Source organism: Pseudomonas sp. PK-RTE-24, assembly GCF_054052265.1.
The window spans coordinates 1,014,987-1,030,780 of sequence record NZ_CM133224.1 but is presented as its reverse complement, the minus strand read 5'-3'; the positions used below and the strand labels follow the sequence as shown (position 1 = coordinate 1,030,780).

The 15,794-nt window shown below is 60.6% G+C and carries 13 protein-coding genes and 3 pseudogenes; 7 read left to right on the top strand and 9 right to left on the bottom strand.

The features are described 5' to 3' along the window. Positions 1 to 9: 9 nt before the first annotated feature. Genes ACV8MC_RS04490 through ACV8MC_RS04480 form a run of 3 tightly spaced genes read right to left on the bottom strand, consistent with a single transcriptional unit; the run spans position 10 to position 1,776 of the window. The gene (locus ACV8MC_RS04490) at positions 10 to 285 is read right to left on the bottom strand and encodes a phosphopantetheine-binding protein (RefSeq protein ID WP_039756723.1); all 276 of its coding nucleotides are present in this window, start codon (positions 283 to 285) and stop codon (positions 10 to 12) included. Next, the gene (locus ACV8MC_RS04485) at positions 263 to 1,075 is read right to left on the bottom strand and encodes a lysophospholipid acyltransferase family protein (RefSeq protein ID WP_041477597.1); all 813 of its coding nucleotides are present in this window, start codon (positions 1,073 to 1,075) and stop codon (positions 263 to 265) included. The genes ACV8MC_RS04490 and ACV8MC_RS04485 overlap by 23 nt, the downstream gene beginning before the upstream one ends. After that, the gene (locus tag ACV8MC_RS04480; RefSeq protein ID WP_041477598.1) at positions 1,051 to 1,776 is read right to left on the bottom strand and encodes a beta-ketoacyl synthase chain length factor; all 726 of its coding nucleotides are present in this window, start codon (positions 1,774 to 1,776) and stop codon (positions 1,051 to 1,053) included. The genes ACV8MC_RS04485 and ACV8MC_RS04480 overlap by 25 nt, the downstream gene beginning before the upstream one ends. Before the next feature lie 356 nt (positions 1,777 to 2,132). Between ACV8MC_RS04480 and ACV8MC_RS04475 the strand changes: the two genes are divergently transcribed. Then, complete coding sequence (locus tag ACV8MC_RS04475; RefSeq protein WP_056787407.1) at positions 2,133 to 2,903, top strand: ParA family protein; 771 nt, start codon at positions 2,133 to 2,135, stop codon at positions 2,901 to 2,903. A gap of 130 nt (positions 2,904 to 3,033) precedes the next feature. Here the strand turns inward: ACV8MC_RS04475 and trxC are convergent, their stop codons facing one another. Then, the gene (gene trxC / locus ACV8MC_RS04470; RefSeq protein WP_056787410.1) at positions 3,034 to 3,468 is read right to left on the bottom strand and encodes a thioredoxin TrxC; all 435 of its coding nucleotides are present in this window, start codon (positions 3,466 to 3,468) and stop codon (positions 3,034 to 3,036) included. Positions 3,469 to 3,704: 236 nt separating this feature from the next. Here trxC and mazE point away from each other — a divergent pair, with 236 nt between their 5' ends. Both mazE and mazF read left to right on the top strand, forming a co-directional pair. Further along, positions 3,705 to 3,974, top strand: a complete 270-nt coding sequence (gene mazE, locus ACV8MC_RS04465; RefSeq protein WP_008077592.1) for a type II toxin-antitoxin system antitoxin MazE — start codon at positions 3,705 to 3,707, stop codon at positions 3,972 to 3,974. Next, positions 3,974 to 4,336: a type II toxin-antitoxin system toxin MazF gene (gene mazF, locus ACV8MC_RS04460; protein ID WP_056787412.1), complete on the top strand. Its 363-nt coding sequence runs from the start codon at positions 3,974 to 3,976 to the stop codon at positions 4,334 to 4,336. The genes mazE and mazF overlap by 1 nt, the downstream gene beginning before the upstream one ends. Before the next feature lie 5 nt (positions 4,337 to 4,341). On the opposite strand, the gene selO is transcribed toward mazF, so the two are convergent. The 5 genes and pseudogenes from selO to ACV8MC_RS04435 form a co-directional block, all read right to left on the bottom strand. Then, complete coding sequence (gene selO, locus ACV8MC_RS04455) at positions 4,342 to 5,805, bottom strand: protein adenylyltransferase SelO (RefSeq protein WP_252868669.1); 1,464 nt, start codon at positions 5,803 to 5,805, stop codon at positions 4,342 to 4,344. A 48-nt stretch (positions 5,806 to 5,853) separates the two neighbouring features. Further along, entirely contained in the window at positions 5,854 to 9,207 is a 3,354-nt protein-coding gene (mscK, locus tag ACV8MC_RS04450) for a mechanosensitive channel MscK (protein WP_095181005.1), read from the bottom strand. A gap of 34 nt (positions 9,208 to 9,241) precedes the next feature. Beyond that, entirely contained in the window at positions 9,242 to 10,984 is a 1,743-nt protein-coding gene (locus ACV8MC_RS04445; protein ID WP_217851103.1) for a potassium/proton antiporter, read from the bottom strand. A 314-nt stretch (positions 10,985 to 11,298) separates the two neighbouring features. Then, positions 11,299 to 11,898, bottom strand: a pseudogene (locus ACV8MC_RS04440) (methyl-accepting chemotaxis protein); the annotation flags it as partial. Positions 11,899 to 12,201: 303 nt separating this feature from the next. Beyond that, a pseudogene (locus ACV8MC_RS04435) lies at positions 12,202 to 12,858 on the bottom strand (MCP four helix bundle domain-containing protein); the annotation flags it as partial. Positions 12,859 to 13,201: 343 nt separating this feature from the next. Between ACV8MC_RS04435 and ACV8MC_RS04430 the strand changes: the two are divergent. The 4 genes and pseudogenes from ACV8MC_RS04430 (at position 13,202) to ACV8MC_RS04415 (ending at position 15,768) form a co-directional block, all read left to right on the top strand. Further along, positions 13,202 to 13,432 carry a hypothetical protein gene (locus tag ACV8MC_RS04430; RefSeq protein ID WP_016772015.1) on the top strand — a complete coding sequence of 77 codons (231 nt, stop codon included), beginning with the start codon at positions 13,202 to 13,204 and terminating at the stop codon, positions 13,430 to 13,432. Continuing rightward, on the top strand, positions 13,429 to 13,731 hold the full coding sequence (locus tag ACV8MC_RS04425) for a cell division protein ZapA (RefSeq protein ID WP_457264588.1): 303 nt from the start codon (positions 13,429 to 13,431) through the stop codon (positions 13,729 to 13,731). The genes ACV8MC_RS04430 and ACV8MC_RS04425 overlap by 4 nt, the downstream gene beginning before the upstream one ends. A 99-nt stretch (positions 13,732 to 13,830) precedes the next feature. Next, positions 13,831 to 14,853 (top strand): annotated as a pseudogene (locus ACV8MC_RS04420) (cache domain-containing protein); the annotation flags it as partial. Positions 14,854 to 14,922: 69 nt separating this feature from the next. Next, on the top strand, positions 14,923 to 15,768 hold the full coding sequence (locus tag ACV8MC_RS04415; RefSeq protein ID WP_408005097.1) for a methyl-accepting chemotaxis protein: 846 nt from the start codon (positions 14,923 to 14,925) through the stop codon (positions 15,766 to 15,768). The last annotated feature ends 26 nt before the right edge of the window (positions 15,769 to 15,794 follow it).

The window sequence follows — 15,794 nt, the reverse complement described above, 5'->3', positions numbered from 1 at the left end:
GGTCCGGTCTCAAGCTGCCTGTTTTGCCGTGACGAACGCCGCAAGGCTGGCCACGTTGGTGAAATGGTTGCGGGTGTCTTTGGCATCGGCGTCGATCTTGATGCCGTATTTTTTCTGGATCGCCAGGCCCAGTTCCAGCGCGTCCACGGAGTCCAGGCCGAGGCCTTCGCCGAACAATGTCTGCTCGTCGCCGATGTCCTCAGGGCTGATGTCTTCGAGGCCGAGGGCATCGATGATCAGCAGTTTGATGTCACGCACCAGGCTAGCGGTGTTCAGTTCGCTCATCTGCGGCGAGCTCCTTAATGAAATAGTCATGCAAATAATCGTTGAGCTTGCGCGAGGCCTGCGGTGCGGGGCCTTGCGCGGCGAAGGTCTGTGGGTCTATATCGGCCCCTACGCGAAAACTGAAGTGCACGCGGCGATGGGGGATGCGATACCACGGCTCGGCTTTGGTCAGGGTGGTCGGGCTGACCTTGATGATCACCGGGGTAACGATTTTCGCACCGCGCAGGGCAATTGCCGCCGCCCCCCGATGAAAGGCCGGCGCCTGCCCCGGCTGGGTGCGGGTGCCTTCGGGGAAAATGATCAGGGTCTGGCCGTCCTGCAATGACTGCGCGGCGGCGTCGAGCATGTCCATGCTGCCGTCGTTGCTGATGTACTCGGTGCGGCGCAGCGGGCCACGGGTGAACGGGTTTTCCCAGAGGGTTTTTTTCACCACGCAATTGGCGTGGCGCACCAGACCGATGAGAAACACCACATCGATCAGCGACGGGTGGTTGGCGATGATCATCTGCCCCGGGCGACCGAGGCGCTCGGCACCCTCAATGTCGTAAGTGAGCACGCCGGTGCGGGCCATGAAACGCACGAAAAACCAGAACAAGCGACTGACCGTACGCCGCGCGCGCAGGCGATGGACCAGCGCGTCACCGGGCAGGCAGCCGAGCAGCGGAAATACCAGCAGGCGCAGACACAGCCCGCCGAGCCCGAACAAGGCGAAGCTCGCAGCAGTGGCCAGCAGGCGCCAGTAGTAGGCGTCGCGGTGTTTGGCGGTCACGGGTTGCGATGCCAGGTCCATACACGATTTTTCCACGCATGTTGGCAGTCAGGTTGCTGGCCGAGCAGGGTTCGCAGCAGGTTGAGCGCGTGCGGCCAGTGCGCCTTTGACCGGGTTTCGGTGCTGCTGTTCAGGGTCAGCCGCCAGTCGGTACCGGGCGTGAGCAACAAGCCCAGCGCATAAGGGAACGGCACATCATCGACCCACTGCGAATACGCCTCGGGCGGCTGCTCTTCGGTGATCACCAGCAGCACCGCCGGGGCGCCTTCATCAAGCAATGCCGCCGCTTCGAGCATGCCGTGTTCGAGGCCGTCGCCAGCAGCGGCGAGGGCGGTCATTTCGCTGGTTTCACCGCGCATGATCGACCACAAACCGATGATCGCGTTATGCACCGACAGGCTGAATTGGGTCGGCGACAAGGGCTGCTCGGTGGCCAGATCGCGGAGGATTTCAAACGTGCGGGGGGTTTCGCCGTGCCGCGAGACGAACACCAGCGGCAGATTGTCCCGCCCGTCGGCCAGCGGCCAGCCAACGCTGAAGGCCATCCGCGCCAGGCGGCTGAGGCGGCGGCGCTGCATGGCCGGCAGAAACGACACATCGGGCGCGGCATCACTGCTCTGCAGCACGACCGGTTGTCGGCTCCAGGCCTGCCAGGCGTCCACGCTGTCGAGCCCCGGGGCCCACGCGCGCCATTGGGCGATGTTGAAGTTGATCACGGACATTCATCCCGCCCCTGCGGGCTTTCGTTGACGCGTTGAGTCGCCAGCGCCGCAGCAGGCTTGGCTTGGCGCAGGGCGCCGGGTGGCGCGCATTATCCCGGTGCGACGGGTGTGTAGCAAATGTTGGTTACATTTTGCCCAACAAAATGTACCGAGCGGTTCGCTGCATGGCTATCACTTGGCCATTATCCGGATTTGACGCGGCGTGTCTGTCAGGTGTCTCCGTAATGGCTGGCGGTTTTTTCCATGCCTGGGCGTCGATTTTTACACCTGACGACGTAGTCCATGTCCGTGAAGGTAGCGAAGCGCGGTCACCGCCAACTACACTCGGTCATTCTTTGATACACGGAGGTTTGGTCATGCGGCGCGTGGTGTTCAATCAGAAAGGTGGCGTGGGCAAATCCAGCATCGCCTGCAATCTGGCGGCGGTCAGCGCCAGCGAGGGTTATCGCACGTTGTTGGTCGACCTCGATGCCCAAGCCAATTCCACTCAGTATCTGACCGGGCTCACCGGCGACGATATCCCGATGGGTATCGCTGACTTCTTCAAACAGACCCTGTCCTCCGGGCCGTTCTCGAAAAAGAATCAGGCGGACATCTACGAAACGCCGTTCGACAACCTGCACATCATTACCGCCACCGCCGAGCTGGCCGACCTGCAGCCCAAGCTCGAGGCGAAACACAAGATCAACAAGCTGCGCAAGTTGCTGGACGAATTGTCCGAGGATTACGACCGGATTTATCTGGATACCCCGCCGGCACTGAATTTCTACGCGGTATCGGCGCTGATTGCCGCAGATCGAGTGTTGATCCCCTTTGACTGCGACAGCTTTTCACGTCAGGCCCTGTATGGGCTGATCGCCGAGATCGAAGAGTTGAAGGATGACCACAACGAAGGATTGGAAGTCGAAGGCATTGTGGTCAATCAGTTTCAGGCGCGGGCCAGCCTGCCACAGCAGATGCTCGATGAGTTGATCGCCGAAGGCTTGCCGGTATTACCGGTGTACCTGAGCAGTTCGGTGCGCATGCGCGAGTCGCACCAGGCCAGCATGCCGCTGATCCACCTCGATCCACGGCACAAACTGACGCAGCAGTTTGTTGAACTGCACAATCTGCTGGAAGGCCACTGATTCCCCGACTCACACGCAAATCCTGTGGGAGCGAGCCTGCTCGCGAAGAGGCCGGCACATTCAACATCAGCGTTGAATGATCGGCCGCCTTCGCGAGCAGGCTCGCTCCCACAGGGTGGTCTGTGTTGGGTCAGATGCCTTGGCTACGCAGCCACGCCATCAACTGCGGCAATGGCAACGCACCGCTCTGCCGCGCCACTTCCCTGCCGTTTTTAAACAGAATCAGACTCGGAATCGAGCGAATCCCCAACTGCGCCGACAACTGCTGATTCGCTTCGCTGTCGAGCTTGGCCAGCCGGCACTTGCCCGCCAGCTGCGCCGCAGCCTGTTCGAACACCGGCGCAAACGACTTGCACGGCCCGCACCAGTCCGCCCAGACATCCACCAGTAACGGCAGATCGCCCTTGATCTGACTGGCGTAATCGCCTTGTTTGAGTTCGAAGGGTTTGCTCACCATCACCGCAGACTTGCAGCGTCCGCACTTGGGTTGATCGGCGAGACGCTCGGCTGGAATGCGGTTGACGCCATTGCAGGAGGGGCAGGGGATGAGGAGTGGGGTGGTCATGATTGGTTCTCTGATAGGCAGTCTATAGAACTGATTTGGAGTCGATCTGCCAACTTATCAATGTCGCAACTGCTCACATTTTTCTCAAAACAGTTCCGGGATCGATGGCTAGTCTGAAGACCAATTCGGCGTTTTACGCTTGTCGTGAGGAGATCGCTTTGTCTTTATTCGCGTGCTACTTTTGTTGCACTAATCCAGGAATCGATGATTCCTATGCATCAAATCGGAGCGACATAATGTCCGTAACTTCCAAGATACGCCGCCAAGGCGGCGCTGCCGTCATTACGATTCCGCCCACGCTTTTAAAGTTGTTGCATCTGGAGGTTGGCGCACAGCTAGAGCTGAATGTGGTCGATGGCGAACTGATTGCTCGTCCAGCCGTAGCCGCTACGCGTAAGCGTTATAGTTTGTCAGAGCTACTCGAAGGCGCAGAAGAATTGCAGAAACTTAACGCCCAGACTAGCGAGACCCTTGAAGGTGATTCTGTCGGCCGGGAGCTGGGTTGATGGTGCGCCGACAGCCCCCTCAGCGGGGTGACGTTTACTGGATTGATCCAAACCCAGTGGCGGGGCGGGAGATGATGAACAGACATCGCTTTGTGGTGATCACGCCCAGAGAGATCAACGCATTGGGCGTGAGCATGACGGTGCCTGTTACTAGCGGTGGGAATTTCAGCCGGTATATGGGTTTGGCGGTCGCCATTACTGGCCACGAAACCAATGGTGTAGCGGTGTGTAATCAGGTTCGCAGTTTTGACATAGAACAACGGGTACGAGACGGCACGGCCAAATTCATCGAGCGACTGGATGACGTGACAATGTCTGACATCGTCGACCGTGTAATCAGTGCAATCGACCCGCTAAGCTGAAGCGCCTACGAAGAACAACTGATCTCCAAATGCTTTCCCCACTCCGGTGGCCGCTCGGCGTAACCCTCCATCCCCGGCTGCTCCTCAAACGGTTTGCTCAGCACCGCATGCAGTCGGCGTACCTCGGCATAATCCCCTTGTTCCGCCGCATCAATAGCCTTTTGCGCCAGATAATTGCGCAGGATGTACAGCGGATTGACTGCATGCATCCGTGCGCGGCGTTGTGCCTGATCGGCATTGCCGTCGCGGCCGACCCGGGCGACGTAGCGTTTGCCCCAGGCATCGAAACCTTTGATATCGACAAAATCGTCGCGCAGGCGGGCGATGGCCTGTTCGGCTGACTCTTCACCGAGGCGGCGGAAGAATAGCGTGTAGTCGACGCCGCTGTTCTGCATCAGTTGCAGCAGGTTTTCCAGCAGTTGCTGATCGTCGTCCTCGGCGGTGGTGAAGCCGAAGCGGCGGCGCATCAGGTCGAGGTAGTGCGCCTGGAACAGCGGCAGGTACAAGCCGAGGGTTTCGCGCAGGGCCTCGACGCTGATGAACGGCGTCAGTGCCTGGGCGAGCGCGCTGAGGTTCCACTGGCCCACCGGCACCTGATTGCTGAACGAGTAGCGACCCTGATCATCGGAGTGATTGCAGATGAAATGCGCGTCGAAGTCATCGAGGAAGGCGAACGGGCCGAAGTCGAAGGTGATGCCGAGGATCGACATGTTGTCGGTGTTCATCACGCCGTGACAGAAGCCGTAGGCCTGCCACTTGGCGATCAGCTCGGCGTTGCGCTCGACGATCTCGCGAAACATCGCCAGATACGGTTCCGGTTGTTCCAGACACTCGGGAAAGTGCATCGCCAGCACATGCTCGCCAAGCTGTTTCTGCTGCTCGGGGCGCTTGGTGTAGTAGAAATATTCGAAGTGGCCGAAGCGGATATGGCTCGGCGCCAGACGCAGCACCATCGCCGCGCGTTCCTGCTTTTCCCGCCAGACCGGCGTGTCGGAGCCGATCACGCAGGCTGCCCGCGAAGATGGAATGTTCAGCGCAAACAGCGCCTCGGAGGCGAGAAACTCGCGAATCGATGAGCGCAGCACCGCGCGACCATCGCCCATGCGTGAAAACGGCGTCTGCCCGGCGCCTTTGAGGTGCAAGTCCCAATGCTCGCCAGCGTTGTTGTACACCTCACCCAGCAGCAGACCGCGCCCGTCACCCAGTTGCGGGGTATAACCGCCGAACTGATGCCCGGAATACACCATCGCCCGCGGCTCGGCATCGGCCCACAGCTTGTGGCCGCCAAACAGTTGCGCGAATTCTTCGGTGTCGGCGCTGGCCGCATCGAGATCAAGCAAGGCCAGAGCGGCCGGGCTGGCGACCACCAGACGCGGATTGTCGATCGGTTCGGGCAGCACGTGCGCGGAGAACGCGTCGCCCAGCCGGGCAAAGCGGTTGTCGAAAGTCAGTTCGTCGAGGGCTTTCACGGGCCGGCTCCAGCAGAATGTCCGAGCATTCTGCTGGGACCATGTCGGTTAGTCGAGTTTGCTCGGTGGCGGTTCCGGCAACGGTTTCTGCCCGTCGACGATCGGCACGATGGTTTTGTTCTCGGGCTCCACAGGCACCATCTTGTATTCCTGACCGTGCAGGTTCTTCAGATAAACCTCCATCTGTCGGAACGAGATGTTGATGTGCTGCTTCTTGAACTCGCGATTGATGAAGCGGTTGACCTCATCCAGCACCGGGTTGCGGTCACCGAGATCGCGCACATGCATGCGCAGTTCGTGGTCGAGGGTGCTTTCGCCGAAGTTGAGGAAGTACACGTGTGGCTCCGGTTCTTTGAGCACACGCGGGTTCTCCCGGGCCGCTTTGAGCAGCAGTTCCTTGACCAGGTCCAGATCCGAACCGTAATCGACGCCGAGTTTCAGCGTGACGCGGGTGATGGTGTCGGTCAGCGACCAGTTGATCAATTGCCCGGTGATGAACGTTTTGTTCGGGACAATGATGTCCTTGCGGTCGAAGTCGGTGATGGTTGTGGCGCGGATGCGGATCTTGCTCACCGTGCCCGACAGGTTGCCGATGGTGATGGTGTCGCCGATCCGCACCGGGCGTTCGAAGAGGATCATGATGCCGGAGATGAAGTTGGCGAAGATCTCCTGCATACCGAAACCGAGGCCCACCGACAGCGCTGCCACCAGCCATTGCAACTTGTCCCAACTGACGCCGAGGGTCGACAGGGTGGTGACAAAACCAACGCCGGCAATCACGTAGGACAGCAGCGTGGTTGTCGCATAAGCGCTGCCCTGGGCCAGATTGAGTTTGGACAGCACGAACACTTCGAGCAGGCCGGGCAAGTTGCGCGCCAGAGCGAAGGTGATACCGATGATGATCAGCGCGCCGAGCATGTCGCCGATGCTGATCGGCACCATGCTCATGTTGGCGCCGGTGCCGCTGGTGTATTCGTAAAGGGTGATGTTGTCCAGATACGAGAACACCGAAATCAGGTCCGACCAGACCCAGTACAGCGCCGCAATGAAGCCGCCGAGCAGGGCCAGGCGGATCAGACGCAGGGACTGTTCGTTGACCTTTTCGATGTCCAGGGTCGGCTCTTCGATCACCGCTTCGCCGTCGCCAGCTTCTTTTGCCGCCTGCCGTTTGGCCAGCGCGCGCTGGTAAGCCAGACGCCGCGCGGCAACGCTCAGGCCCCGTACGAAAGTGGCCTCGATCACTAGCCAGAACATCAGCAGGTACAGGGTGTTGATCAAACGGTCGCTGAGTTTCAGCGCGGTGTAGTAGTAGCCGAAACACACCGCAACAAACAGGGCGATCGGCAGCAGGGTGAACATCACTCCGACGGCTTTGCGGAACAGCGAAGCGTTCTGGTGCGTCGGGCTGCTGATCAGCAGGCGACTGAGTAGCCATGCCATCAAGGCGTAGCAGGTCAGTACCACCGGCATGCCGAGCACGTCATCGGCCAGCGCCGCCGGTTGCAACTCGGCGACGGCCACCACGGCCACCAGCGCCATGACCACAAGGCCCAATCGACGTACCCAGCCCTGAAGGAACTCGACCTGCGGTTTTTCCCAGCGGAAGTGCAACTCCGCCACGCCACCCGGCGCAAGAATCCGGTACGCGGTGTAGAACACCAGCCAGGCCTGGCCCATCTGCAACAGCGCCGCGCCCATGTTGGCGTTCTGCCCGCGCGCGTCAATCTGCAGGGCCAGACCGCACAGCGCCAGACCCAACGCCACCGGCATCGCCAACAGAATGTTGATCAGAATCGCCTGCGGCGTGTGCCACTGGCTATCGCGCTTGAAGTGGCCGATGTCCTGGTGAACCTTGTTGAGTCTTCCGTACAGCGCTTTGCGTCGCCACAACAGGGCGCCGATCAGCAGCGCCAATGGCAGAAACAGCAATGGCCGCTGGGTCAGGCCGTCAGTCAGTTCGCTCAGGCTCGACGCCCAGGGCAGGGTGTTGACCTGTCGCTCGAGACGCTCGGGCACGCCGCGCATCCATTCCACGTCCAGCGGCTTGTTGCTGGGGATCCAGAACATCTGTTCGTCGAGGGTCGCGCGCAGGCTTTGCGCGGTGCTCAGCAATTGTTTCTGGTTGAGCTGCAGGGTGATCGATTCATTGAGCATCGCGCTCAATTCGCGGTTCAGCCGCTCGAGCAGATCAGCACGGGTGTTGGCCAGATCGAGCAGGCTTTTGCGCAGTTGCGGGGTGACCTGCTCTGGCGGCTGCGTGGCCAGCAGATTGTCGACATAGGTCGCCGGATTGCTCAACAGCTCCCGCTGCTGGCTGACATCGAATTGATACAGGCGAATATCGGCAATCTGGTCGGCGAGGTCGCGGTCGACCTTCAAGTGCGGCAGCGCCTGCTTCTGTTTGTAGAGAATTTTCGACAGCAGCAGGCTGCCCTTGAGCACGCTGATCTGTTCGTCCAGTGCCGAATCGCTCTGGGTCAGGGTGTCGAGTTGCTGTTTGGTCTGCAGGTTCTGCTGCGTGACTTCGTTGAGACGGTCGGTGCTCTTGAGCAAATAGTCGGAAAGCTTGAGGTTGGTCGCGCTCTCGCTCGCCAGCAGGCTGCTGCCGCCGGCCTTCTGCGCTTCGATCGATTGCTGGGTGACGGTTTCCTGCGACTGCGCCAGACGCTTCTGGTTGATCAGGGTTTGCAGTTCCTGGATCTCGCGGTCCAGGCGATCGGATTTCTCCGAGAGCAAGTCATGCTGAGCGTTGCCCAGATCCTGCAACTGGGTGTTGCCAGCCAGTTCCTGGCGGCGCAGCGGAATCAGCGCATTGAGTGCGGCCAGTTCGGCGTTCAACTGGTCGCGCTGTTCGGCGGTGACCGTTTTGCCCGTGTCCTTGCCGGATTTGAGGATGGTGTTGATCTGCTGGATGCGCGTCTGGCTGGCGGAAATCTCCGCCTGCGCACGCTCGGGGCGAGTCTGCGCGGTGATGATCAGACTGTTGGCTTCGGCCAAGGCTTTTTGCAGATCGCTTTGCTGGGTCGAGCGATCGGTGAGGATCTGCTCCAGTTGCTGGATCGACTCTTTCGGAAAACGTTGCGCTACCGGCACCGGTGCGGTGGCCTTGAGGCGGCTCAGTTCGCGGGTATTTTCAATCGTCTGCTTCGGCGCGTTGGCCAGCTGACGCTTGAGATCGATCAGCTTCTGCTCGTAATCACGCTGGTTGTTCAGTTGATTGAGGGTGTTCTGCAGGACGGTCTGCAGGGTCTTCTTGTCGGCGTCCGGCAGTTTGCTGTCAGCCAGCTTGTCGAGGCTGGCCTGCACGGCATCGCTGGACGGTGGTTCGGCAGCATGCAGCGGGCCGACGACAAGACTGAGGCCCAGCAGGGCCGCGGCGAAAAAGGAGCGCAGGGTAGGCATAGAGACCGGTCAAGCAAGTGAGAGTGGAAGCAGTTTAGAGGAAGAGTCCGGGGCCCGGGCGACTTCCTTCGGGGAATCTGACGCCCACTTTGCCGATCTTGTTCCCGTCCATGACCGCAACCGTCCAGTGGGTGTTGTTCCACTCCACCTGGTCACCGACGACGGGTGCACCACCGACTTTCTGGGCGATGAACGCGCCCAGGGTCATGTCCGGATCGATGCCTTCGGCCGGCAAGCCATACAGCGCTGCAACCGCTTTAAGCTGGGCATCTCCTTCGAGCACGAAGTCGCCGAAGAAACGCAGATCGAGGCCACGTTGCGGCGCCTGGCTGAACAGTTTGCCGAGGGCCGACAAGTTGTGTTCATGGCCAATAACACACAGCAAATCATCGACTTCCAGCACCGTACTACCCGACGGATGGAGCAGTTGCTGGCCACGAAACAGCGCCGCGATGCGTGTGCCTTCGGGCATTTTCAGCTCGCGCAGCGGCGAGCCGATGCACCATTTCTCCGCGCCGAGCTTGTAAACGAACAGTTCCCACTCGCTGGTGACGTGCACTTCCAGTGCCGCCCGGGATATCGGCGCGGGTTCTGGCGGAACGGTCACCTTGAGCAATTTGGCCACCCACGGCAGGCTCGTGCCTTGCACTAGCAGCGACACCAGTACGATGAAGAAGGCCAGGTTGAAATACAGCTGCGCTTGCGGCAGCCCGGCCATCAGCGGGAACACCGCGAGAATGATCGGCACCGCGCCGCGCAGGCCGACCCAGGAAATAAAGGCTTTTTCACGACCATGGAAAGCCTTGAACGGCAGCAGGCCGACCATCACCGACAGCGGCCGCGCGAACAGGATCATCCACAGCGCCAGACCGAGGGCGGGCAGGGCGATCGGCAGCAGATCGTGGGGCGTGACCAGCAGGCCCAGCACGAGGAACATGCCGATCTGCGCCAGCCAGGCCATGCCGTCGAGCATGTGCAGAATGCCGTGGCGGCTACGCACCGGGCGGTTGCCGATCACCAGACCGCACAGGTACACGGCGAGAAAACCACTGCCGTGCAAGGCGTTGGTCAGCGCGAACACCACCAGACCGCCAGCGATGATCAGAATCGGATAGAGCCCGGCCGCGAGATTGATGCGGTTGACCAGTTGCAGCATCACCCAGCCGCCGCCCAGACCGATCACACCACCGATGCCGAACTCTCGGATCAGGTGGGTCAGCAGACTCCAGTGCAGGCCGGTTTCGCCGCTGGCGAGCATGTCGATCAGGGTCACGGTGAGAAACACCGCCATCGGGTCGTTGCTGCCGGATTCGATTTCCAGACTGGCGCTGACCCGTTCGTTGAGGCCTTTACCGCCGAGCAGCGAGAACACCGCAGCGGCGTCGGTCGAGCCGACGATGGCGCCGATCAGCAGGCCCTGAATCAGATTGAGGTCGAACAGCCACGCAGCGGCCATGCCGGTCAGCCCGGTGGTGATCAACACCCCGACCGTGGCCAGCGACAGCGCCGGCCATAACGCCACGCGGAAACTCGATACCCGTGTACGCAAGCCGCCGTCGAGCAGGATCACTGCAAGGGCGAGGTTGCCGACCAGATAGGCCGTCGGGTAGTTATCGAAAATGATCCCGCCACCATCGACCCCGGCAGCCATGCCGACCGCGAGGATGATGACCAGAATCGGAATGCCGAGACGTGAAGAAAGAGAACTGACAAGAATGCTTGCGCCTACCAGCAACGCGCCGATCAAGAACAGGCTGTTGATGGTCGTCGCATTCAAAGGCAGTACTCCAGAAGCGTAAAGACGGGGGCACAAACTGACCATGCAGTCTGCGTGCCAGCGATTCTAACCTGTTGAAATGTGATGCTGTCAAAAAGGTTTTCAGGGTGCATCAGGTTTTGCGGCAGGCGGAGGATTGCGGCCCTCACCCTAGCCCTCTCCCGGAGGGAGAGGGGACTGACCGAGGTGTTTGTGCAGGTTACACCGACTTGCAATATCGAGCCGAACTCAAAATCTGAAAGGCCCTCAATCAGCTCCCTTTCCCCCTCGCCCCCTTGGGGGAGAGGGCTGGGGTGAGGGGGTAGCCTTTGATCTTAGAGGCTGAACCGCCCAACCATGTTGTTCAGATCCAGCGCCAGGCGCGACAGCTCATTGCTCGCCGCGCTGGTCTGATTGGCGCCGGTTGCCGACTGCACCGACAGATCGCGGATATTGACCAGGTTGCGATCGACTTCCCGCGCCACCTGCGCCTGCTCTTCGGCAGCGCTGGCGATGACCAGGTTGCGCTCGTTGATTTCGACGATGGCGCTGTTGATCGTGTCCAGCGACATCCCGGCGCCACGGGCGATGTTGAGCGTCGACTCGGCGCGCTCGGTGCTGTTGCGCATCGAATCCACGGCATGCTCGGTGCCGCTCTGGATGCTGCCGATCATGCGCTCGATTTCGCTGGTCGACTGCTGGGTGCGATGGGCCAGGGCGCGCACTTCGTCCGCCACCACGGCAAAACCACGACCGGCCTCACCGGCACGGGCCGCTTCGATCGCTGCGTTCAATGCCAGCAGGTTGGTCTGGTCGGCGAGGCCACGGATCACGTCGAGCACCTTGCCGATGTCGCGGGATTCATTGGCCAGGTCGCCGATCAGCGACGCGGTGCTCTGCACATCGGCGCTCATGCGTTCGATGGCGCTGACGGTTTCCTGCACCAGATCACGACCGTCGCCCGCCGAAGTGGTGGCGTTTTTCGAGGCTTCCGAAGTGCTGACCGCGTTGCGCGCGACTTCTTCGACGGCGCTGGTCATCTCATTCACGGCAGTGGCCGCCTGCTCGATTTCGTTGTTCTGCTGGGTCAGGCCGCGAGCACTTTCATCGGTGACGCTGTTCAGCTCTTCTGCGGCAGACGCAAGCTGTGTGGCCGAACCGGAGATGCGCTGCAGGGTATCGCGCAGCTTCGATTGCATCTTCGCCATCGCCGCCAGCAAGCGCCCGGCTTCATCTTCGCCATCGACATGGATCGGCTGGGTCAGGTTGCCTTCGGCGATGGTTTCCGCCGCCTCCAGTGCCTTGGAAATCGGCTTGGTAATGCTCACGGTCAGCAACCAGGCGAACAGCAGGGTCAGGCCGCTGGCGATCACCAGCAAGGTCACCACCAGATTGAACGACATCGAATACTGATCCTTCGCGCCCTGGTCGGTTTCGGCGATCTGCTGGGTGTTGATCTCCAGCAAGCGCGCCAGCGCGGTATTCACCGCTTCCGAATTGCTCAGCAAATCGCTGTTGAGCATCTGCCGCAACTCGTCGATCTGATTGTTGCGCGACAGGGTTTTCATCCGCTCTTCGAGCTGACGGTACTGCGCCAGCAATTGCACGTACTGATCGTACGCCGCACGTTCCTGCGGGCCTTCGATCAGTGGCTCGTATGCGCGTTGCGCATCGGCGATCTGGCGATTGCGCAGGTCGAACAGTTCGATGGTTTTCTGCTGCACGTCGGGTTCGCGGTTGATCAGCAAACGATAGGAGAGCACGCGCAGGCGCAGGGTCAGTTGGGTGAATTCGTCCAGAGCCTTGATCGACGGCACGCTGGCGGTGGCGATGTCTTCGCCGGCCGCGCGGATCTTGCTCATCTGGTTCAGCGCAAACACGCCGAGGATCAACATCAGGCCGCCGATCAGGGCGAAGCCGGTGAACGCCCGTGGGGCGATGTTCATATTGCGAAGGGACATGGGCGGATACCGAAAAGGGCCGCATCCATGCGGGCTGAGACTGCTGTATGGGTGACTTATCGGTCATACGACTAAAGTCTTGAGGTGGTGTGCGTATTTGTCGCAGACAGGCTTGAGCGACGAAGTGCAGGAACCAGATCGACCAATCACAGTCTTTTAAACTCGCGAGAAGCTTCGCCACCCAGGAAAATCAAGGCCTTGCGCCGGTTTAACCCTGGCATCCGTGGTGACTTTTCTTTATCGTACGCGCCCTTTGAAAAACGCTTGGAAGATCAAAATGTTGGAAGCATCCCTCAGCCAATTGGAACAGCTCGTCAGCGACCTGGTGCAACAGAACCAGACCTTGCTGCAGACCAACCAGACCCTGTCCACGGAACTGGCCCAGGCCAAGGATGAAAACGAAAACCTGCAACTGAACCTGATGGAGCAGGAAGAAAAACACGGCGCCACCGCCGCGCGCATCCAGGCGCTGGTTGATCGCGTCAATGCCGGTCCTGTCAGCGCATGAACCACGGCACAGCAGGGGTAAAAGTCATCTCCATTCTTGGCGAGGACTATTCGATCAAGGCACCGGCCGGGGAAGAACAGACCCTGTTGGACGCGGCGATGATGCTCAAGGCCGCGCTGGAAAACACCAAGCGCAAATACCCGACGCTGATCGGCGACCGTTTGCTGGTGCTGGCGGCGATGAATCTGTGCTCGCAGCAGATCGAAATGAAGAAGCAGCACAAAGAAGAACTCGAGCGTTATCAAGAGCAAGTCAGCGCCACGGTCGAGACGATTGCCAAGACCATCAGTCAGGGCTGATGGGGTTGCGCACAACCAGGGAATAGATTGTCGGTTGGTTTGTATACAATCGGCACGGCCGTTGCAGTGTTTCGGCCACTTATTCCTTGGGGGTGCTCCATGCAGTGGTGGCGACGCAGTATTCAGTGGCAGTTGATTCTCGGCATGGGCGCGGCCCTGCTGATCAGCATCGTGATTGTGGTTGGCATTTATACCCTGGTGGTCAACCGCCTCGCCCAGAGCTATCTGGTCGAACAGGCGCTGCCGTCGAGCATTGAAGCGACGCGCAACGATATCGAACGCATCCTCGTCCAGCCACTCACCGCCGCCAAGGACATCGCCAGCAACACCATGGTGCGTGACTGGCTGGCATCCGGCGAAGACAGCCGCAAAACCGCGCTTTTCGCGCAATATCTGGAAGGCATCCGCGCTGAACACAAAGCCTTTACCGCGTTGATCATCGGCACCGAATCCAATCATTACATCACCGAAAAAGGCCTCGATCGCACCCTCAGTCGCGCGAAACCGGCCGACGCCTGGTTCTATTCCTTTCTCGACAGCAATCAGCCGCGCACCCTCAATATCGACAACGACGGCGCCACTGGCGAGCTGGCCCTGTTCATCGATCTGAAGGTCGAGCAGGCCGGCAAAGTTGTCGGTGTCGCCGGGCTTGGGCTGAGCATGAAAGAGCTGTCGGAGCTGATTCACAACTTCAATTTCGGCGAGCGCGGCAAGGTCTATCTCGTGCGCTCCGACGGTCTGATTCAGGTCCATCCTGAGGCGCAGTTCAGCGGCAAACGCACCTTGACCGAGCAGATCGGTGCCAACGCGGCGCAAGCGCTGATGGGGCACAAGGACGCGGTCAACAGCAGCTTCCAGCGCGACGGTGAAGACTTCCTCGCCTTCAGCCTGCCGCTGCGCGATCTCGGCTGGACCCTGGTGGCCGAAGTGCCGCAGTCGCAGATCTACGCCGAAGCACGGAAAGCGATGTGGATGAGCGGCGGCATCGGTCTGGTGGTGGCGCTGGTCTGCCTGGCGTTGGTGGTGTGGCTGGCGCAGGGGCTGGTGCGACCGATTCGACAAGTAACACGGGCGCTGGTGGCCATCGGTAGCGGTGGTGGAGATTTGACCCACCGGTTAGATTCCAGCCGTGCCGATGAGCTGGGTGACCTGGCGCGCGGCTTCAATCGTTTCCTCGACAGCCAGCGCGCGATGATCGGCGAAGTGCTGACCACCAGCGAGCGCCTGCGCACGGCCGTGGGGCAAGTGGCGAAGGTGGTGGACAACACCGCCGAGCGTTCGGGCCGGCAGCAGGAAATGACCGACATGGTTGCCACCGCCGTCCACGAAATGGGCCTGACCGTGCAGGAAATCGCGCAGAACGCTGGCAACGCCGCGCTTGCCTCGCAAACCGCGCGCGATGAGGCGTTGCAGGCACGGGAAGTGGTCGGTGGCTCGATCCGTCATATCGAAAGCATGTCCGATGAGATCGGCGTGGCGGCAGGGGCGGTGGGTGAGCTGGCGCAGCAAGTGGCGTCGATCGATTCGGTGCTGGCGGTGATTCGTGGCGTTTCCGAACAGACCAATCTGCTGGCACTCAACGCCGCCATCGAAGCTGCCCGCGCCGGCGATATGGGCCGTGGCTTCGCGGTGGTCGCCGATGAAGTGCGCACCCTCGCGCGCAGGACCCAGGCCTCGACCGACGAAATTCAATTGATGATCGGCAGCCTCAAGCAAGGCGCGGAAAACGCCGTGTCATCGATGCGCACCGGTCAGGCTGCAACCGGGACCGGGGTTGAATCGAGCCAGCGTACCGGCGCGTCACTGACGGCGATCACCGGTCAGGTCGAGCGCATCAGCGATATGAACCATCAGGTAGCGACGGCAACCGAAGAGCAGTCCGCGGTGACTGAAGAGATCAACCGCAACGTGCAGGGGATTTCCGATCTGGCACGGGCGACGGCGGGGGAGGTTCGTGCGTGTCGTGAGGATTGTCAGATGTTGCAGCGGCTGGCGGATGATCTGGCGCGGCAGATGGGTGGGTTCAAGTTGAGTTGAAGCTGTATCGCCTGGGCTGACGCCTT